17 protein-coding genes are annotated in these 19,399 nt (G+C 39.2%); 1 reads left to right on the top strand and 16 read right to left on the bottom strand.

The features are described 5' to 3' along the window. Window positions 1-51: 51 nt before the first annotated feature. Genes ACOXY8_RS02375 through ACOXY8_RS02360 form a run of 4 tightly spaced genes read right to left on the bottom strand, consistent with a single transcriptional unit; the run spans window position 52 to window position 3,214 of the window. Window positions 52-888 (bottom strand): KilA-N domain-containing protein, encoded by an 837-nt coding sequence (locus tag ACOXY8_RS02375; protein ID WP_458329955.1) that lies wholly within the window; start codon window positions 886-888, stop codon window positions 52-54. A 1-nt stretch (window position 889) separates the two neighbouring features. Beyond that, a complete protein-coding gene (locus ACOXY8_RS02370; RefSeq protein ID WP_458329954.1) occupies window positions 890-2,419 on the bottom strand; it encodes a type I restriction-modification system subunit M in 1,530 nt (509 codons plus the stop codon). A 5-nt stretch (window positions 2,420-2,424) separates the two neighbouring features. Then, complete coding sequence (locus ACOXY8_RS02365) at window positions 2,425-2,652, bottom strand: DUF2188 domain-containing protein (RefSeq protein WP_458329953.1); 228 nt, start codon at window positions 2,650-2,652, stop codon at window positions 2,425-2,427. Further along, entirely contained in the window at window positions 2,645-3,214 is a 570-nt protein-coding gene (locus ACOXY8_RS02360) for a restriction endonuclease subunit S (protein WP_458329952.1), read from the bottom strand. Before ACOXY8_RS02360 ends, ACOXY8_RS02365 begins: the two co-directional genes overlap by 8 nt. 359 nt (window positions 3,215-3,573) lie before the next feature. Here ACOXY8_RS02360 and ACOXY8_RS02355 point away from each other — a divergent pair, with 359 nt between their 5' ends. Continuing rightward, window positions 3,574-4,062, top strand: coding sequence for a DUF4468 domain-containing protein (locus tag ACOXY8_RS02355; protein ID WP_458329951.1), 489 nt, complete (start codon window positions 3,574-3,576; stop codon window positions 4,060-4,062). Between the two features lie 232 nt (window positions 4,063-4,294). On the opposite strand, the gene ACOXY8_RS02350 is transcribed toward ACOXY8_RS02355, so the two are convergent. The 12 genes from ACOXY8_RS02350 to ACOXY8_RS02295 all read right to left on the bottom strand — a co-directional run bounded on the left by ACOXY8_RS02350 (window position 4,295) and on the right by ACOXY8_RS02295 (window position 19,397). Beyond that, window positions 4,295-4,936 (bottom strand): DUF6266 family protein, encoded by a 642-nt coding sequence (locus ACOXY8_RS02350; protein ID WP_458329950.1) that lies wholly within the window; start codon window positions 4,934-4,936, stop codon window positions 4,295-4,297. A gap of 178 nt (window positions 4,937-5,114) precedes the next feature. Beyond that, on the bottom strand, window positions 5,115-5,549 hold the full coding sequence (locus ACOXY8_RS02345) for a DUF6943 family protein (protein ID WP_458329949.1): 435 nt from the start codon (window positions 5,547-5,549) through the stop codon (window positions 5,115-5,117). Between the two features lie 708 nt (window positions 5,550-6,257). After that, window positions 6,258-7,910 (bottom strand): mercury(II) reductase, encoded by a 1,653-nt coding sequence (merA, locus tag ACOXY8_RS02340; RefSeq protein ID WP_458329948.1) that lies wholly within the window; start codon window positions 7,908-7,910, stop codon window positions 6,258-6,260. Then, entirely contained in the window at window positions 7,907-8,266 is a 360-nt protein-coding gene (locus ACOXY8_RS02335; RefSeq protein ID WP_027375686.1) for a heavy-metal-associated domain-containing protein, read from the bottom strand. Before ACOXY8_RS02335 ends, merA begins: the two co-directional genes overlap by 4 nt. A gap of 47 nt (window positions 8,267-8,313) precedes the next feature. Continuing rightward, window positions 8,314-8,919, bottom strand: a complete 606-nt coding sequence (gene merTP / locus ACOXY8_RS02330) for a mercuric transport protein MerTP (protein WP_027375685.1) — start codon at window positions 8,917-8,919, stop codon at window positions 8,314-8,316. Next, on the bottom strand, window positions 8,916-9,293 hold the full coding sequence (locus ACOXY8_RS02325; RefSeq protein WP_088161967.1) for an ArsR/SmtB family transcription factor: 378 nt from the start codon (window positions 9,291-9,293) through the stop codon (window positions 8,916-8,918). Before ACOXY8_RS02325 ends, merTP begins: the two co-directional genes overlap by 4 nt. 1,010 nt (window positions 9,294-10,303) lie before the next feature. After that, window positions 10,304-11,101, bottom strand: a complete 798-nt coding sequence (locus ACOXY8_RS02320; protein WP_458329947.1) for a cation transporter — start codon at window positions 11,099-11,101, stop codon at window positions 10,304-10,306. Beyond that, window positions 11,101-11,700 carry a methyltransferase family protein gene (locus ACOXY8_RS02315; protein ID WP_053224308.1) on the bottom strand — a complete coding sequence of 200 codons (600 nt, stop codon included), beginning with the start codon at window positions 11,698-11,700 and terminating at the stop codon, window positions 11,101-11,103. Before ACOXY8_RS02315 ends, ACOXY8_RS02320 begins: the two co-directional genes overlap by 1 nt. A gap of 3 nt (window positions 11,701-11,703) precedes the next feature. Continuing rightward, entirely contained in the window at window positions 11,704-13,875 is a 2,172-nt protein-coding gene (locus ACOXY8_RS02310; protein ID WP_458329946.1) for a TonB-dependent receptor, read from the bottom strand. A gap of 61 nt (window positions 13,876-13,936) precedes the next feature. Beyond that, on the bottom strand, window positions 13,937-14,347 hold the full coding sequence (locus tag ACOXY8_RS02305) for a Fur family transcriptional regulator (RefSeq protein WP_458329945.1): 411 nt from the start codon (window positions 14,345-14,347) through the stop codon (window positions 13,937-13,939). Then, window positions 14,344-16,443 carry a Piwi domain-containing protein gene (locus ACOXY8_RS02300; RefSeq protein WP_458329944.1) on the bottom strand — a complete coding sequence of 700 codons (2,100 nt, stop codon included), beginning with the start codon at window positions 16,441-16,443 and terminating at the stop codon, window positions 14,344-14,346. Before ACOXY8_RS02300 ends, ACOXY8_RS02305 begins: the two co-directional genes overlap by 4 nt. Further along, window positions 16,443-19,397, bottom strand: a complete 2,955-nt coding sequence (locus tag ACOXY8_RS02295) for a type I restriction endonuclease subunit R (RefSeq protein WP_458329943.1) — start codon at window positions 19,395-19,397, stop codon at window positions 16,443-16,445. The genes ACOXY8_RS02300 and ACOXY8_RS02295 overlap by 1 nt, the downstream gene beginning before the upstream one ends. Window positions 19,398-19,399 lie beyond the last annotated feature (2 nt).

Raw genomic sequence — 19,399 nt, 5'->3', positions numbered from 1 at the left:
TTATCGACCTCAGCTAGCTCTTTTTTCAATTCCATGAAATTCTTATATGTTCTAATTTTTTCCATCACCAAGTCTCTTAGCATTGGGATTCAGGGCAAGCGATTTTAGTTGTTCCCGCGCTATTTCATTCAATCTTTTGAGTCGGTCTCCTTGGGGTAGTTCCATGCGAATAAATTCTGCATTTATACTTTCGATATTTGTTAATACCAATAGTTGCTCTACCGTGGCATTATCGCGGATATTGCCATCTTTATTAGTGTTTTCCTCCCGCCATTGTTTGGCAGTTTTACCAAATAGCGCCATATTCAAAACATCTGCTTCGGTAGCATAAACTAGGCTTTGCTGCTGCTTACTAAGTTGCGGTGGAATAATATGCTCCTTTATTGCATCGGTATGAATGCGGTAATTGAGTTTGGAAAGAGTTCGGTTAAGATTCCATTCTAAAGACAGCCTGCGATTTTCATCTTCTTTGAGGCGTTGAAACTCTTTTATTAGATAAAGCTTAAATTCTGGGCTAAGCCAAGACCCAAATTCAAAGGCGATGTCTTTATGGGCAAAAGTGCCTCCATATCTGCCTGCACTGGCTATTAAACCTATTGCTCCTGTTTTTTCGATCCACTTTTTAGCAGAAAGGTAAAAGCTGTTTCGGCCTGCTTCATTTTTAATTCCCTCGAATTCTAGGGAATTAAAATCTGGGTTGTTTATTTGCTCCCAAACACCAAGAAAAAGTATGGTGTCTTTATTTTTCAACCAGTTTTCGATGAGTGTACTTCCTCCTTCAAAGTTTTTCACCATGTCGGTCAAGGAAATGAAATCCTCCTCCCGCTGAGAAAGAATCCCAATTGCAGTTCCCTGAACATTGATAGTTGATTTTTTTTGTTTACTCATATCAGAATCCCAATTCGTTTAGGTAATTATCCATAAGCACTTCCACCTCAGCTAGCTCTTTTTTCAAATTAGTGATGTTCTTCTGAGTAGCAGAAATATCCACTTCTTCTTCCTCTTCAAAAGTGTCCACATAGCGAGGAATATTGAGGTTAAACTCATTTTCTTCCACTTCATGCAGCGTGGCACGATAAGCGTATTTTTCTTCTAAGACTTGACCTTCATCACTAGTTAATGGAGTATCCTTTTGGAATGCTTGGTAAGTATTGACGATCTTTTCAATATCCTTGTCACGCAAGCGGTTTTGATTCGTTCCAGATTCATATCCATCACTGGCATCTATAAATAGAATGTCATTATTGTCACCTTTGGCCTTATTGAAAATCAGAATTGTAGCTGGAATACCCGTACCATAAAACAAGTTAGCTGGTAAGCCAATAACTGCTTCCAATAGATTTTCCTCTATCAATTGCTTTCTAATTTTACCTTCGCTACTGCCTCTAAAAAGAACCCCATGTGGCAGAATAATACCCACCCGCCCAGTATCGTGATAAGTGGATTCAATCATGTGGGAAACGAATGCATAATCTCCTTTACTTTTGGGAGGGACACCTCTGTAGAAGCGACTAAACTGATCTGTAATAGCATTGTCTGCTCCCCATTTATCTAAAGAAAAGGGAGGATTAGCTCCTACAATGTTTCCTTTAAGTAGACTATCATTCTCCAGCAATTTGGGATTGTTCAGCGTATCGCCCCATTCTATAGTGGCATCATCTATTTCATGCAGGAACATATTCATTCGAGCGAGTGCCCAAGTGCTGCCATTAATTTCTTGGCCGTACAATGAAAAGTTCTTGCTTCCCACTTCTTTGGCCATTTTGATTAATAATGAACCTGACCCACAAGTTGGATCTATGATTCGGTCTCCGGGTTGAGGATTTAGCAGCTTTGCTAGAAGTTTTGATACTTGTGATGGCGTGTAAAATTCTCCTGCTTTCTTCCCTGCATCACTGGCAAATTTTTCAATCAAATACTCATAAGCATCACCAATCACGTCATTGTCTTCTAAGTGGGAGGGCTGTAAATCCAGTGCTGAAAAATCAACAAGCAGGTTTTTAAGTCTTCTATTTCGATCTTTGGTTTGACCTAGGTTTGCCTCAGAGTTAAAATCAATGTTTCGGAATACACGCTCCAGTTTGCTACGGTTGGCATCTTCCATGCTTTCCAATGCGGTATTGATTAGTTCACCAACATTGGCAGCATTTCGATTTTCGAAAAGGTAATCAAAGGTGCAAGTTTCAGGTACTTGAAAACGTTCGTTTCTTAATGCTCTTTCAATACGTACTGAGTCATTATCATATTTTTTGGCATAGAAGTCTTTTTTATCCTTCCATACATCTGATACATATTTGATGAAAAGCATTGTTAGGATATAGTCCTTGTATTGGGAGGGATCAATCACACCTCTAAAAGTGTCACAGGCCTTCCATACAATATTGTTGATCTCGTTGGGTGAAATTGGTTTTTTACTCATTCTTTTCAGCCTTTTGGTGGAAAATTATCGTTTCCGTGTGAGTCTTTTCTTTGGATTTTGCCATCTTTTCCATGGATATAGAGTTCTGTTCCTTGTTTTTTGGAAAGTTCTATACTGTATTTCTCTGCTTCTTTTTTTGTGTCAAAATGTTTTGATGCCCTTTCTGCTCCTGATTTTTTAGAGTCCCATCCTCCATCAGAGTTGGGAACTACATGCCTTGACTTGTTACTCATTGCTTAAATTTATTAATTTCTTAATTATAGATTGATATAGCTTTTGTTTTTCATTTATTATGCTTTGAGATAATTCAATATCTCTAGTGTGAAGTTGGTTAAAAGTAATTGCTTTTTCTTGCAGTTCTAATGGTGGTAATGTTATGATAAACGCCTCTAGTTCAGACTTTCTAATAGATGGAATAGAGCTCCCAGCCCCTAAGGTCTGAAAAAACGATTGGGTTTCTGGCATGTTGAATATAGTGGTTAAAAACTCAGGAAGAACTTGCGACCGATCAACTTTGATCACATAGAAAATAGAAGATGCTATTGCAGCTCCATATTTAGATTGATACATCCAAGCAAAATTCCTCATTCCTTTTCCTACTAAAAGTATATCGCCATCTTCTAATAGGTGATTTTTATTCTTTTCATCAAGTTTTATAAAAGTATCTATCTTAACTTTCTGATTTCCAGAATCATCAAAATGTTTAGCTTGCAAATAGACAGCATCTCCATTTTCTGAAGGTTTGCCATAAAAGCCAAATTGAAGTTGAGCAATATTGCCGAGTTTTATTCTCATTAAGTTTGTAGATGTTTTCAAATACAGCAATAATTTTGAAATAGTTCATGAATGTAAGAAAATTTCTTTGTAGAGTTTTTCAAATAGAAAAGAAATATTTTAGATAGGGTATGGTAATTGGTTTTTTAGTCGAATAATTGCCAGATATGAATTATGCTCTAAAGAACATTAAGGGAGGTAATCTGCTTATGTTCATTCAGAATAAGTAGTGTAATATTAGATTACTTTTCCTTCAAATCTATAATATTAGATGTAATTGATTAGTAGGGTGTAAAATAAATGTGAAAATAAATAATGTATTTTAGGCTATTGATTATTACTATCAATACCTTATATTTAATTACAATTAATATAATATTATGAAAAATCTATTTACTCTTGGGATTTTAGTTTTGCCCTTACTTCTAATTAATTCTTGTGTTGGCTCAAGGATTTCTCTTGAAACCCCTCCACCAAGGATTGCAACTTTTGAAAATGACCATAGTAAGGATGAAAACTATGTTTTGGCAAACGAATGGATGGTAGAGACATTCAATAATGCGGAAAGTGTTATTCAATTCACAGATAAAGAATCTGGAACAGTAAAAGGTAAATATATTATTAAGGAAGGGTTTGTTAGCACTAGCCCATATGCCGCATCACGAGATGCATTATTTGCAATTATCACAATTAGAGTAAGAGATGAGAGCAGTAGAATTGAAATAGCTCCACCAACGGGTGAATTTTATTCATTAAAAAGTATGGGCACTGAATATGGTTACACACCAGAAATGTTCGAAGAAGATACAAATGAGTTAATCCTAGACTTTAAAACAAGGATGCAGGGTGATGTAGGTGGTGATTGGTAATACTGTTGAATATCTGAACCAATAGAATAAATGCTAAATAGTTTATCACTTCCCGATACAATATCTTTTCAATACCTGTATATCAGGTAGTTATATCGTATTAGCAACAGATTAGCAACAAGAAGTGTTGATATTAGGCTAATTAAGGACTAAAGAAAGGAAAAACGAAGTGTGCGGGCATAAAAAAACCGCTTCACAAAGGAAGCGGTTTTTAAGGAAAACACCAATTGCTTTACGCAACTGTTACAGAGCCTAAATAAACGCTGCTAGCGACTTTAGTTCCGTCTTCTGATACAAACCCTAAGAAGACTTCTACATCTTCTCCTGAGTACTCAGAAGGTACAGGAATGGCTGCAGCTGCGGCACTCCTTGCAGGTCCAGCAGTTGTAAAAACTGCTTCTCCACGGGTAGTGTTCAAAAGGGCAATCAGCGCCTTGTCTGTTGCCTGAGCACTACCACTGCCTGAGTTATCTGTCCAGGTCACTTCCACTGATCCAGCACTTGGAGAAGTGGCAGCACCGTTGGCAGCTCCTGTGAGATTTCCACGAGTAACCAATGCACTTGCATAGTCAATCATGAAGTTTGGATAAACTCCGGTAATCGCATTGTTCAGGTTGTATGACATGGCCGCATTGAACTGGGTCATTTTGTTTGCATACAACTTGAAACCGACTCTCAGGAAGTCTGTCATGGGCTGCAAGAACCGCAAGACAGTTGAGAACTTCGAACGCTGGTCAACCTGACCTTCAGTTCTTGGGTTCGCTACACTGGAAGGTTTGATGCGCAGGTAATCGATGCCCTTCCAAGTTCCACCGATTACATTCCCGACCTGTCCTGAGACACCACCGAGAATACCTTGATTAATTTTTCCCATCTCTTTACGATTTTTTAAGGGTTAAACATTTGCTTGGACTTGACACGGACTTACCATGGATTTGCCCTTCGCCAACTAAATTACTTCAAGAATTAGGCAGTAGTTCTCTCTTGGGTGCTGTTGCGGTAGTGTGCTTTATTTTGCTTTTGTTGCCCTGTTTTTTTGGCAGGGCAGGAATCTATCCTGCTCCTGTTTCTTTCATCAATTCATAAAATATGGCTTGTCTGGCAGTATCAATCATCTTTAATGTGACCTTGATTTTTTGCTCGTTGGTATCGAGTAGTTGAAGGGCTTGAATTGCCTTCTGAAACGCCTGGGCTTTGCAGTTAGCTTTGATAGAGCTTTCCCGGATCAGCTTTCGGATTTCATCAATAGTCACAAATGGAATCACGGAGCCTTTCAGGAGATAGTGAAAGGATTTTGACCTCCACAATCCAAAGCAAAGCCAAAAGAGAAATTCCCTGTCCTCTTGGTTGTCGGTGAGGCAAACAAAGCAATTCGGGCAAGCTCGGTTGAGCGGTTTTCCGCTGTTCAATCCCTTGTTGAGAATAAAGAAGTGCGGTTGTTGGTAGCTGGTTTCCAGTCGGTGTGTTTTGATACGAAACGATTTCATACAGTGAGCCATTAGAGTTTTGCTCGCTGCGCTTCGCATATATTTTTTCAAAAGAGAAAAGAAAAAAGGGAAAAAAAGAAAAGAGAAAGCTCTTGAAAAGGCGGGCGGAGGTCGGCTGTCAAGGTTTTTGAGAAAAATACTACCCGAAGGGTGGAGATTTTTTTCAAAACCCGTAGGGCTTGACCTTTACAGTCCGATAGTGCGTTGGGATTGTGCGAGCCCGCCTAACTTTGCTTTTCTCTTTTTAAAATTTTCCCTGTACGAGTAAAAAAAAGAGCCCCCTAAAAAGGAAGCTCTGAAAGGCACAACTCGAACCAAAAGACACGTAGCGTATAATCGGTGATACCGAAACGCTGAATGCCTGCATGGAACGGATGACCTGAGGTGCGAACGCCCGCCAACAACCACCGGCTGCCGAAACGGACTCTGAATAAGAACTTATACATAATGCCCCGTCATCACAGGACGGTGCGATTGCAGCAAGGGCTGTGGGAAAAAAATACTACCCGTAGGGTGGAGATTTTTTTACCTAACAGGCGAAGCGAACCCTTGCAGCTCTCGCATCCGCACGCCTGTACCTTTGCTTTATGTATGAGTGATTATTGACTATTTATGGCTGTTAAATGCCAATACTTTGCACCAATAATATTCGACTTATAAGTCAATACATCAATAGGAATCAGAAAAAGAGAATTGAAGGATTTTAATTCAGCTTGCACAGCAACTCAATTTCGATACGTCTTTTCCGAAAGTTATTGCTGCTAATTTTATGCCTTCTCCCAAAGTCAAATAAGGGTAGAAACTGTCTGCTAAGTCTTTCACTGTTATTCTGTATTTGATTGCCATACTTAATTGTTGGATGAGTTCTCCACCTTCGGGTGCGACTACTCTTGCGCCTATAAGTTTGTCAGTTTCCGAGTTACGAATGAGTTTGATGAAACCCCTTGTGTCGTTGGCTGCTATGGCTCTCGGTACGTCTTTCAATTCCAATTTTGACACTTCAAACGGAATGCCTTTTGATTCTGCCTGTGCTTCATCTAAACCTGCCCCTGCAATTTGTGGGTCAGTAAACACCACCCAAGGTAAAGAAGAATAATCGGCTTTATTATCTGTTCCTGAGAACGCATTTTCAACGGCAATTTTACCTTCAAAAGCGGCTGTATAAACAAATGCAGGGGTGTTGGTTACGTCACCTGCTGCGTAAATGTTAGGTAGATTGGTTTCCATTTTTTCATTTACAGCGATATGTCCGCTTTTGGTGAGTTCCAAACCAATGTTATCTAACCCTAATTGGCTTGTATTGGCTTTTGTGCCTGTGGCAATTACTACCTTACCTTTTTCTATAATTTGCGTAAATGAACCGTCAGGACATTTACAGTGAATGATGGTTTCATTCCCTTGTTTCTCGAATTTCACGGCTCTGAAATTAGGTAAGATTTCAATGCCTTCTTTTCGCATTTGGGTTTCCAATGCTTCACTGATGTCTGGGGTTTGTGTCCGTAGAACACGGTCGGTAAATTCAATGATTCGGACTTTAACGCCTAAACGATTGTACGCCATTGCAATTTCCAAACCTATGTAACCTGCTCCCATAATGGTCAAGCTTTCGGGTTTTTCTTCCAAGTCGAAAAGGGAAACGTTGGTCAAGTAGTCAATTTTGTCCAATCCTTCAATAGTCGGAATGTTGGTCGTAGCTCCCGCAGCAATTAAAAATTTGAGGGCTTTGTATTCCTTGCCGTCAACCAAAATGGTTTTGTTGTCTTTGAATTTTGCCCAACCTTTTAGCATAGTCAGGTTTTCAAAATCGCTTACCACATCCATATATTTTTTCTCTTGAAGTGTGGCTACTAATTTTTTCTTGTCTTTGATGATTTGAGCAAAATCAATATCAACGCCTTTTGGTCGGATGCCTTCAAAGTTGGAATGTGTAGCGTGATAAGCCGACTCGCCTGCACGAATAAGATTTTTAGAAGGCACACAACCCACGTTGACACAAGTACCACCAAAGTCCAAACCACCGTTTACCATTAAGGTCGTTAAACCTAAACTTTCGGCTTTTATAGCTGCCGAAAATGCAGCCGAACCGCCACCGATAATGATTAAATCAAATTGATTATTCCTACTATTTCCATTTTCAGAAATTTCACTTTTTACACGATAGTTTTTTGTGCCGTTAATGGTATTGATGATTTCTTCTTTACTTGTTTTGGTAGGGTCAAAAGAACATTCACAAGTAGCTTTTGGATAGCTCACATTTGCTTCTTTTACACCTTCGTTTTTGGAAAGTAGTTTTTCAATGCCTGTGGCACAATGGTCGCAGGTCATACCTGTGATGTCTAGTTTTATTATTTCTTTGTTCATAATGATTTCTCTTTTTGATTTTCCTTAATGATTTCGGCTTTATAGCCTGTCTGCTCAATAACCTTGATGATAGCGTCAGGATTTGTTTTCTTTGGGTCGTATTGGATGGTTGCCAAATCGCCCGGATATTCCACTTTGTGTTCAATAATGCCGTCCACTTCTTTGAGGGCATTTGAAATATGGTTGGAACAACCTGCACAAGTCATTCCCGTGATTTTCAGTTGCAGGGTCTTACCTTCTTGCTGTGTTGTATTTGCTGTTTGTGCTTTATTGTCAGTCGGTTTGCAACATTGTGCATTGAGCTGAGCAATTCCAATTAGGAACAAAGCACTCAATAGAATTAAATTCTTTTTCATTGTGTAATTATTTAATTAAGTTCTTAAATACAAAAGGCAAAAAAATACTATTTCTTGCCAACCACTTTGTAACCTGTACCGTTGATGGCTTCTTCAATTTGAGCGATACTCACTTTGGTTTGGTCAAATTCTACTTTGGCAATCGCTTCTTCATAAATCGCATCTACCTTAACAATGCCTGGCAATTTGTTCACATCATTTTCTACGTGTGAAGCACAACCATTGCAAGTCATTCCTTTTACATCAAAAGTTACCGTTTGGATGTCAGAAGCATTGACGATTACAACTTCCTTGTTGTCGTTTGAAGGATAGAAAATGTGTGCATAGTTTGGAAAAGCGAGCATCAAGGCTGCAAACACGGTTACAATTCCCAAGAATGTTTTGGTCTGCATAAAGGGTTTTTTTTCGTCTTCTTCGCAATCACATTGGATTTCTTCGGCTGTTCGTGGTTTGAGTTTCTGATACCAAGCAAAGCCCAATACCAAAACGGTGATACCGATTAGATAAGGTCTTGCTGGTTCCATCCATGAAAAGGTAGATGCCACTCCTGAAGCTCCTGAAATAAGAGCCAATACAGGTGTAATGCAGCAAAGTGATGCTGCTACTGCCGAAAGCACACCCGCTCCGACAAGTCTGTTGTTTTTCTTGTTCATACTGTTTCCTTTTTTGAATTGTTTATGATGTGTTTAAAAAATGGACGAAGTAAAGTAAGTTGCTCCTGTTTCAAAGAGTAGAAAATGGTTTGTCCTTCTCTTCTACCTTCAATGATGTTTCCGTCTTTTAGTTTTCTGAGGTGTTGCGAAACGGCAGGGATGCTCATTCCGAGAATGTCTGAAAGGTCGCAAGGACAAAGTTCGTTTTCTTCTTCTAAGAGAAATAAGATTTTTAACCTTACTTCGTTTCCTGCCAATGCTAAAAGTCCACTCAGTTGACTGAATGCCTTGTCGTTGGTTTGAAGTATTACTCTACAATTGTCTATTTGAACCTTGTCGGCAAACACTCTGATACACGATTGATTGTTTTCCATAAACTTCCTATTTAGGATTTAATAACGTAGCAAAGATACAAATAGTTTTCTTATTTAAGCAAATACTTAATAATTAAACCAAGAGACTCAGTTTGTATGGGGTGGAGTGGAAACGCAGGTAAACCAAGGCGAAGCCATTTCTGCGAGCCGCCTGCGAGCGGAGCAAGGGTGGTGGCTGCAAAAGCCCGAAGAATGAGGGCGGCAGACGCCTACCGTTTACGGCAGGGCTGGCGTGTTTTTTTGCATCAGGGTCGGCAAAGGCAAGGGTAGCGACTGAACGGAACGAAACGATTGTTGGAAAGGAATGGAGCAATAACTGCCTGCAATAGTTTTGGTAGGGTTTGTATTTTTTGATTGCAGTACAAACCCATTGGAGGGGGATTGCAGGCAGATTGCGGAATGACGGTGCGTTGGCTCGTGTAGTGAAGTGAAAGAGCTATTCTTGTGAGCGGTGCTGAAAGTGGCTGAGTTGAAGGAATGAGGAACGAATGACTGAAACGAAGCGACTGAAAGCACATTGGGGAAAGCAAAAAACATGACAGCCCGATCAGCCCGCAGCGACCCGCAGGCGAGCAAAAACAATAAGCAGCGGCAGACCCCCAATTAAAAATATTGTGAGTGTAGCGAACACCTTAGAAGGGGTTTGGGGGGATGAAATAGCTGCGAGTGAGGAAGGAGAGAGTGTGTGAAGCAAAACAAGTGAACGGCAGTGAGTGAGCACCTACTGGAGCGCAAACGAGCTGGTAAGTGAACGGTATATGCAAGGGCGACCGAAGGGAGTTCATTTTACCCTTGCAGATATGTTTTTGCGGAACAAAACGGAACGACTGACGAACACCGCTTTACCTGCGTTGGGGGGTGTGTTGGGAAAAGCAAGTGTGGCACGGTATGGAATGTAGCGCAGCGGAATGGAATAACGGGCTACTCTTGCTGTGCGGTGCTGAAGGTTGGTAAATGGAATGAGGAACGAATGAAATGCACCTACCGCAGGCACATGGCCGTGGGAGGGATTACTTTGCTAATTTAAGTATTCGGAAAGCACCCCGAATGACTATCAAAAAAACTATTGAACCAATTGCAAGGTCAGGAATCTGACTGCTGGTAAAATAGACAAGTGTGCCTGCTATAATTACTCCAATATTTATGATAATATCATTGGAACTAAAAATCGCTGAAGCCTGCATGTGGGCTTCTTTGCTTTTGGATTTTTGAATAAGGTATAGCGATAGACCATTGGCTATTAAGGCAAGAATAGAGATTACAATCATGGTTTGAAATACAGGCATTTCTTCTGAACCTATAAAACGTCTTATCACTTCAACTAATCCTATTAGGGCTAGGAGTAATTGAAAATATCCACTCCATTTCGCAACGTTCTTTTTGCGGATAGCAGATTGCCCCACTGCCATTAAACTGAGTGCGTACACAATAGAATCAGCCAACATATCTAATGAATCAGCCACTAACCCCATTGACTTTGAAATCCAACCAAAGAGTATCTCAATTACAAAAAACGAGAAATTAATCAGTAGTACTGCCCATAGTAGTTTTCGCTCTTTTTTGGAGTCTGTAGAGTAGTTTATTGACTCTGTCGTTTTTGATTCGGAAACCAACTTTGTATCCAATTTCAGCTCTTCTAGTAGATTCAATATTTCAGATGAATTGCCAAGGTGCATTACAGTTAGTTTTCTGTCTTGAATGTCAAAATCAAGTTGCTGTATGGAATCATAGTCGGCTAGCTTCATACGAATCATTTGCTCTTCCGAAGGGCAGTCCATTTTTGAAATATGAAATATTGTTTTTTGCATCAAATCCATCGTCTCACACTGTTTTTATATGCTTGATATGCTTCACCATGTGTTTCAAGTAGGTACACTTCTTCTAATCTTACTTGGACTTGTACGGTTATGAACATCACTAGTACCAAAGTAAAGCTCAGGGTGTTTGGAAGAATGAGGAAAATGCCAATGTAAAATACCACTACGCCTAGGAATACTGGATTTCTTGAGATAGCAAATATCCCTTTAACTACTAATTCAGTCTTTTCGTCATAGTCTATTCCAATACGCCAAGAATCTGACATTTGAACTTGAGCGATTAATGTCCAAAGAAATGAGATTAGCAATAGGGCTACACCGACCATTTGTATTGAGTCCCGCAATAAAAAAGGAATAGGATTCAAAAACTGATAAACAGCTGGTAGGTAGGAGTAGCAGACAATAGTTATAGCCATAAAAAGAACAGCCATTTTGTAAATGAAACCGAGGTAGTCATGTGCATTCTCGGTTGAACTGAAAACAAAAGGATTAACACCCGATTGCCGCCACACTATGATGGATCGAAACACAAAGACTATGAGCAAATACGCAACGGTGATAATTGGAGTTATGATTTGGTAAAAGTCCATGGTTTAGAAAATGTTAATCTTCACACCACCATTAAATACAAAGCCTGGAGTGGGTGCCCATATATCATTAAAGGTTGGATTCGAAATTGGAGCATTTACAAGTGGCTCAAAATTGGTTTGCATTGTATTGGTGAAATTCTCGAAGTTGGCAAATAAGGTAATGTGTTCAAAGTGTTTCATCACCATAAAACCCATTGTCCAATAGTCCGATTTTTGATCAAAGCTGTTATCAAATTGCCGACCTGTGTAGTAGAGTTCGTAGCCAACTGACCAATTGTCTTCTAATTCATACATCAGAATGAAACCTGCCATACTCTCAGGGGTTAAGGGCTGCTGCTTATTTATATTGTCGTATTTCAGTTCTGTGTTGGTATAGGTGTAATACATAAATAATTTAAAGTCTTCGTATGTGGTTCTAATCGAAGTTTCAAAGCCTGAACTTTGAATTGGGCCATCGGCATTTTCATAAAAGTATGTGCTGCTTGGTACATCTTCTCTTAGGACTAATGCTTGGTTGAGCTGCGTGAAAAAGAAGAGTTGGTTAATGGCAAAAGTGAATTTGTCTAGTACAATAGTTTTATAGTTGAAGTCAATATTCCCACCAATGGAGGTTTCGGGATTGAGTGAACTTGTGCTAATCGGTGCTATATCTCTATAATAAATACGCTCCGCATCTTCTGTAAATAGCGTTGGAAGTTTATAGCCCATTGCACCGCTTATCCTTGAAGAAAACTTATTACTGTGCTTGTAAAGTAGAGCAAGTCTTGGCAGCACAAAAGGGCCATGCTCAATGTTGTAATCTGTACGCAAACCACCTTCAAAAACAAACCTTTCACCTAAGTTCCTGGTGTTCTGAATAAAAGCACCAAACGTATTGAATGTGTAATCCTGAGCGCCAAGGCTATCAGGATTGTTGTCTGTAAAAGATTCGTAATAATGATTCACTCCTAAGTGCCATTCATTTTCATCTGATTTGTCCAGTTTTAGAAATGCTTCTGAAAAACTGGATAGCTGCTGTCCGTCAAATAGATAATCGGGAATAGTTAATTCACGGTTGAACAGGCTAATATTGTTTTTTAATATTATCTCACGGTTATCTTTCCGGTTCTTCAAAAGAAATTGAGAATTATACCTTTCGGATTTATTTACCTCCGTAAAGACATTTTCTATCTCGGGATTGCCGTCAATCACTTTCATATCTCCACCTGTTCTTTCATCAAGGGTTGCACCTACACCAAGCGAAACTTCTGTGTTGTTGTTGGGATAATAAAATAATCGTGGATTTAGAGTGAGAGACTGTGATTGAGGCATGTTCGAGAAACCATCATCATCTGGATCGTACGCTATTTGATTGTTTCCCGACCCATACATGGTTAGTCCCAACTTTCCATACTTCTGGGCATAGAAGATATTTCCTGTAGTTCCCAATGCGCTTGTTTGGTCAATCATTATGGTAAGTTCAGGTTCTTCTTCTGGGGTTTTGGAAACCAAGTTTACGATACCTGCAATGGCTCCACCCCCGTAGAGTGTTGAATTTCCACCTTTAATGATTTCAAACTGCTTTAAGTCAAGTGGCGGGATCTGTAAGATTGATAGCCCACCTGCAAAGCCGCCATATATCGGTGCTCCATCACGGAGCATTTGGGTATATCTACCGTCAAGTCCCTGAATACGTATGTTCATGTTTCCTGAACTCAAAGAGGTTTGTTGCATCATTATACCTGGAGACTCTCTAAGTACCATGCTTATGTTACTTGAGTTCATTGCGGCTTTCTCTCCAAGTTCTTCTAGAGTTACAGCTTCTATCCGTGTTGGAATGGTCTCTATTGTTCTTGAAGAACGTGTAGCAGAAACAATTACTTCTTCAAGCTCTTCTTCACCGGATTCCATGACAATAACAATCGTTTTACCATCTGATTCAGGAAAAAGGAGTGTTTTGGATTGCGGTTCATACCCTACATAGCTTATGACAAAGTTGATTGAGCCGTTGGGAATATTTTGAAAATGATACTTACCATCTATGTCTGTTGTACCACCATTTGTCGTACCCTCAATAACAATAGTTGCTCCAATGAGGCTTTCACCTTCATCATCATTAACCTGAAAGTAAATGCTGTTTTGTGCGACAGCCGAAACGCTTAGTAGAATGAATAGAAATAGAAATGTGTGCTTCATGTTCAAGTTTTAATTCGAACACAAAGCAAGTAATTAAGGAGTGCAATGCCATTGCAAAGTTCTAAGAACAAGCAGAGCAGATGCCTTCAATCAGATAATTGGCAAAGTTTGCTCTAAATCCATTTGGTAAAGTTGGAGTTGCAATAGGGGTATCCTTAAGGCAATAGGTTTTTTCGCATTTAGTACACAAGAAATGAATGTGGTTATCTTCCAAACTGCAAATACAGTCATCATCACAAAGGGCATATTTGATTGCTCCACTACCGTCATTGATTCTGTGTACCAAGTAGTTTTCTTGAAATGTTTTGAGCGTTCTGAATATGGTTGACTTATCAGCATTTTCGAAAAGCACTTCTAGTTCATTCAAACTTAATGCGCGATTTTGCTCCATTAAGTATTGTAAAACCAAAAGGCGCATGGCCGTTGGTTTAATGGATTTCTTTCTAAGTTTTTCTTCTAGTGAGGTGTTCATAAAAACCAAAGATTGTCTTTTCCGTAATCAGGAATCTCGTTGCCTTCAAAGTAGGGGAGCATTTCTGCCACCATTTCAGGGTACTTGATTGTTACGGGCAAATTTTGTTGTCTTACTGATTTCCAGTACATGCGACTAAATTGATACACCTGATCGATAAGCTCTTTGACTGTTTTGTAATCATCAACCAATTCAGGGTTGGAGCAATTAATCTTGAGCTTTACCGGAAATGAAAACCCGTCATTGAAATTGAACTCTGATGCTGAATACCTGGTATTGTTGAATAGTAAAAATCTATTGTAACCCAATTTGATGAATGTTCCACTTACAGGCATCAAATCTTTCCAGTCCAAATCAAAGGCAACAATATCGGAGGATTCTGTTTTGTTGGTGGTGACGATAAATACCGGAATGTTCAAGTCCAATTCTTTCAGGCCGTTCTCAATCGGTTCTACTTCTTCTCTACTCATGTCTTTATAGAAGTGAATTACAAGCCTTCGGATTCCTGTATTTACATTCACATAGTCTTTAACTGCTCTTAGAATTGAACCTGCCAACTCTTTTGTTTGGTCTTTCTGAAAGCATTCAAAGCGGTTGAATTTCCCTGTATTGGAGAAACTGAAAGCACTGCCGATATATTGGATGTCAACTTCTGTATGCTTGAATGCTCCAACTCCAACAATCAATTCATTTTTCAGCTTTGTGTCCAACCTCCACGGAGTGCCATTGAGCTTTGCGAGAATGGCTATTGCGATGTTTGGCAAGCTGAAATGATACTTGTCGTTGGTAATTACTTTATCAGGATCTATCACCTGAGAGGAAACTCCTTTTTTCAATAGAAGCTCTTTCAGCTTGTAGTAAACCAACCGCTGAGATTTTACTGGAACATTCTTGCTGATTGGGGTAATGTAAATAGCTATGTGCTGAATGTCGGTATCAAAGTCTTTGTCATTGATTTGCTCGTAAAGTTCCGGCCAAGGGTTATCCCTGTCCTTGAAATAGATTGCGAGTTCTTTATCTGGATGATACGGTGTATGAATGAACTTTGATAGCCCCCTAAAGCCGTTCAGTTTGCCATTAAAGTAGTTGTGAATTTTGGCTGCTACCTCTCTATCATCTTCATGGAGAATAAAAAAGAAATGAATCTTTGATGATGGGCTTAACTCGAAAGGACCATTTTCTGTAATACCATAATACGGTACATGGTGCAGCTTTTGATTTCCAAATACGAGTTTGTTGCTGGACTTTTCAATTGAACCGATGCGGACTTCATCCACTGGAATAAACCCTTTAGATGAAAGCGGAATGATGGCTTTGAACTCGGCTGTATTAAGCTGATCTCTGTAAAATTTATCAATGGCCGTTTTGAATTTCTTGTATTTGTTCGTCTTGTCCGGGGCTTCTGTTTCCTGATGCAAAGCATCCCTGATTTCAAAATTCCAAACAGGATAAACCTTATCGTAATTTCTTTTTCCTTCATCCGGCAATTCATCAAAGCGGTGAAGTCCTTTTTCATAGACCACCCAATTGAATGCCCTTACCGGTACTTCTTCAAATAGTTCCGATACAGGGGTTTTGAAAATTTTTGACTTGCCTTCAAATGTCACAAGTAATTCAAGTTCCTTTGATACGGTTTTGAATTGGACTCTCAGCGTAAATTTATCGAAGGTTTTATAAAGCCCTTCTTTGTCTTGGTCATCACTTTTTAGCCAAACTTCTGTATCCCTCACAAAATTAGGCTTTACCAAACAGCCTTTTGATTTGAAGTGGTTATGGATTAACGAGTTATAATACCTTTTTAGAATACGTGAGGAGAAAGCCGAATCAGAAACTTGAACAGATTTTTCAATCCCTTCTTCCGTAATAATTTGCTTAAATGTTGGAGAAGTTGGTTTTGTGACCGGAATGAATCCTTCTTTTTCTTGGCAAAATGAAGTGTAGTAATGTTCCTGTTCTGCATACTTATTAATGACCTCATTAGGAACCAATGAATGATAAATTCGTGTAGTTCCTTCTTCCTCCTTGTCAGAAAAATAGAAGGTGAGCGAATCGCTCGGGTGATTGAATGTTAGTATGTTGAAACAGTGCTTTGCCATTATTTAGGTCTGTTTTGAAGATTAGATTGTTGATTCCAAATCTTGTCGAATACAAAGTCTAAATACTGGCGTTTGAAGTCTGGGTCGTCCGTGAATTTTTTATACAAGTCGGTGTATTGGAAAATGACGTCCTGCATCAAATCCTCCACCTTTTTATCAGAGGTTATTTTTGCATTCTGTTTGTCGCTGTTCTTTACGGCATTGACAGTAGCTTGATCACGGGCAAAATCTGCAGGCAACTGCTCAAACAGAAAATTCTTTACCTTATCATCATCAGTCCAGTTATCAATACCAAACTTTGTATTAAACTCTTTGAGGATAGCATCCAACTCATTAAAGCCGGGCTCACCTTTTGTTCCTTTCACTACTGGTGGTGTAGGGTCTAATTCTTCATTACCACTTAGTTTGATATTTTCCTGAGTTGTTCGGGTTAGTCTATAACTATCCAAGTCTATTGCTTCCAGAATGCCTTTGGCTAAATCCTCAATTTCATCTGGTTTGATTTTTGGAATCAGGAATTTTAGAAACCAATACAACCTTTCCCAATAGGAATTATTGAAGGAAAGCAGCTTAGAAAGGAAGGCATACATTCTGAAAAAGGATTTCGCCTTTACATAGAAATCAATCTGGGCATCTTCATTCAATTCATTTTTATACTCCGCAACGCACTTATCAATGATTGGGTCTAATTCCTGTCTTTCCGCTTCTTTGAAATACAATTCGGTGAAGTTTACCACATCATCCTGTGAATAGACCTGAGCTTTGTCCAAAGCATCCTGTAGGTCATTTAGTTTGTTTGCATCTGTTTCCTCACTAAGGATAGTGGTAGTATAGAAAGGCTCAAATGCCTTTTTAATATCTTCTGTGGTATTAAAGAAATCCATTACAAATGTGTCTTCTTTGTAAGGTTTGTATGCTCTATTGAGTCTCGATAGGGTTTGTACAGCCTGAACATCCGCTAATTTTTTATCTACATACATGGTATGCAAGAGCGGTTGGTCGAATCCTGTTTGAAACTTATTGGCTACTATCAGAAAGCGGTATTCTTTTTTCTTAAACTCGGTTGGAATGTCATTGCTCGGGAAACCGTTTAATCTGGCCTCATCCCAATCTTCTCCGTCTATTTCTTTTGTGCCTGAAAAAGCGACAATGGCTTTGTAAGGTGAGTTTATTTCTTTCATGTATTCTTTGAAAGCTTGATAGTAAAGAATGGCGTTTTTAATGCTTTTGCAAACAACCATCGCTTTTGCCTGACCATTGATGAGCTTTCTAATATCCGCATGGAAATGGTCTAACATGATTTTAGATTTTTCCATGATGGAGAATGGATGGCTTTCTACATAAGCACGTAGTTTCTTGTTGGCTTGGCGAGTTTCAAACTCAGGGTTATCTTCAACCGCTTTATCTAATTTGTAATAGGATTGATAAGTGGTGTAATTCTTCAGTACATCAAGAATAAATTCTTCCTCGATGGCTTGCTTCATGGTATAATTATCAAAAGCAATGAACTTACCTTCGGCTGTCTTTTCACCGAAGGTTTCTAGGGTCTTATTTTTTGGGGTGGCCGTAAATGCAAAGTAGCTACCGTTTTTAAGCATTTTACGGTTCTCAATCAATTCATTGATAATATCTTCGGAAGTAGGGGGCTCTTTTTCTTCACCGTAGGCCTCTTCTTTATCGGAAAGCACCCAATTCATTTTGCTGGCCGTTTCACCACTTTGGCTACTGTGGGCTTCATCAATGATGATTGCAAACTTCTTTGCCTGTAATGTTCCAATTTCATCTATTATGAATGGGAATTTTTGAACTGTGGTTACAATAATTTTCTTTCCATCTTCAAGGGCTTGCTTTAATTGACTGCTACCTTTATCTATGGCTTCAACCACGCTGCTGACCTGAGCAAATTGTTTGATATTATCTCTAATCTGCTTATCTAAAACACGCCTGTCCGTCACAACAATAACACTATCAAAAACAGTCTCAGTATTTTCGCTATCATGTAAACTCACCAACTGGTGTGCTAACCAGGTAATTGAATTTGATTTGCCTGAACCAGCTGAATGCTGAATAAGGTATTTTTGGCCAACACCGTTTTCTTTGGAATGATGCAGTAGCTTTTTTACTGCTCTGAGTTGGTGGTATCTTGGAAAAATAAGTTTGCGTTTGATTTTACCTGTGTCTTCATCCTTTTCTTCAACAATTTGAGCAAAGTTCTCTACTATGTTGCTCAGGCTTTCCTTGGTTAAAATATCCTTCCATAGGTAATCAGTTTTTAAACCTTCGGGGTTAACAGGATTGCCAGCACCATCATTGTTGCCTTTGTTAAAGGGTAGGAAAAAGGTCTTTATACTATTGAGATGTGTGGTCATGTAAACCAAATCTGCATCTACGGCAAAGTGAACCATACATCTGCCAAAGGCAAACAAGGGTTCTTTCGGATCTCGGTCTGTTTGATATTGGCGAATGGCGTGTTTTACATTTTGACCCGTCCATTGGTTCTTTAATTCAAAAGTGCTCAACGGTAAACCATTGATAAATAACACCATGTCTAAAGAGTTGCTATTCTCCAGACTGTAGTACAACTGGCGAGTAACAGAAAAAATATTGCTGCTGTATTGCTTTTGGGCTTTATCGTTAAGGAGTGAGGTTGGCTTTTTAAAGTAAAGCTGTACCCTTAAATCCAAATCTTTGACTCCATTGCGCAAAATTTCAACAATTCCTTTCTGACGAATTTGGTCAGAAAGGCGTTTCAAGAATTTGTCTTTGCCTCTTTTGACTATGGTATCATGGGCATTAGGTTGCGTTGCTGCCAAAAACTCGAACAACAGCTTTTCATTGATGCAGAGGTCACGATCATAGTCGGCACTATAGCTTGCAATAAAGCCATTGTGATTGATTAAATGCTTTTCTATGATCGTTTCTAAGCCCTTCTCTGATGTATCTGTTGTATGCATAG

Source organism: Peijinzhouia sedimentorum (assembly GCF_049340005.1).
Taxonomy (GTDB): Bacteria; Bacteroidota; Bacteroidia; order Cytophagales; family Cyclobacteriaceae; genus CAXBDP01.
Note: the sequence above shows the minus strand (reverse complement) of the source record. Positions and strands in the feature narration are given on the sequence as shown.

Bases quoted from the DNA above. Each gene is read 5' to 3' on its own strand.
- ACOXY8_RS02305 (WP_458329945.1), bottom strand. From the start codon at position 14,347: ATGAACACCTCACTAGAAGAAAAACTTAGAAAGAAATCCATTAAACCA.
- ACOXY8_RS02315 (WP_053224308.1), bottom strand. From the start codon at position 11,700: ATGGACTTTTACCAAATCATAACTCCAATTATCACCGTTGCGTATTTG.
- merTP (WP_027375685.1), bottom strand. From the start codon at position 8,919: ATGAACAAGAAAAACAACAGACTTGTCGGAGCGGGTGTGCTTTCGGCA.
- ACOXY8_RS02335 (WP_027375686.1), bottom strand. From the start codon at position 8,266: ATGAAAAAGAATTTAATTCTATTGAGTGCTTTGTTCCTAATTGGAATT.
- merA (WP_458329948.1), bottom strand. From the start codon at position 7,910: ATGAACAAAGAAATAATAAAACTAGACATCACAGGTATGACCTGCGAC.
- ACOXY8_RS02310 (WP_458329946.1), bottom strand. From the start codon at position 13,875: ATGAAGCACACATTTCTATTTCTATTCATTCTACTAAGCGTTTCGGCT.
- ACOXY8_RS02320 (WP_458329947.1), bottom strand. From the start codon at position 11,101: ATGCAAAAAACAATATTTCATATTTCAAAAATGGACTGCCCTTCGGAA.
- ACOXY8_RS02325 (WP_088161967.1), bottom strand. From the start codon at position 9,293: ATGGAAAACAATCAATCGTGTATCAGAGTGTTTGCCGACAAGGTTCAA.
- ACOXY8_RS02370 (WP_458329954.1), bottom strand. From the start codon at position 2,419: ATGAGTAAAAAACCAATTTCACCCAACGAGATCAACAATATTGTATGG.
- ACOXY8_RS02365 (WP_458329953.1), bottom strand. From the start codon at position 2,652: ATGAGTAACAAGTCAAGGCATGTAGTTCCCAACTCTGATGGAGGATGG.
- ACOXY8_RS02360 (WP_458329952.1), bottom strand. From the start codon at position 3,214: ATGAGAATAAAACTCGGCAATATTGCTCAACTTCAATTTGGCTTTTAT.
- ACOXY8_RS02355 (WP_458329951.1), top strand. From the start codon at position 3,574: ATGAAAAATCTATTTACTCTTGGGATTTTAGTTTTGCCCTTACTTCTA.
- ACOXY8_RS02300 (WP_458329944.1), bottom strand. From the start codon at position 16,443: ATGGCAAAGCACTGTTTCAACATACTAACATTCAATCACCCGAGCGAT.
- ACOXY8_RS02350 (WP_458329950.1), bottom strand. From the start codon at position 4,936: ATGGGAAAAATTAATCAAGGTATTCTCGGTGGTGTCTCAGGACAGGTC.
- ACOXY8_RS02375 (WP_458329955.1), bottom strand. From the start codon at position 888: ATGAGTAAACAAAAAAAATCAACTATCAATGTTCAGGGAACTGCAATT.
- ACOXY8_RS02295 (WP_458329943.1), bottom strand. From the start codon at position 19,397: ATGCATACAACAGATACATCAGAGAAGGGCTTAGAAACGATCATAGAA.
- ACOXY8_RS02345 (WP_458329949.1), bottom strand. From the start codon at position 5,549: ATGAAATCGTTTCGTATCAAAACACACCGACTGGAAACCAGCTACCAA.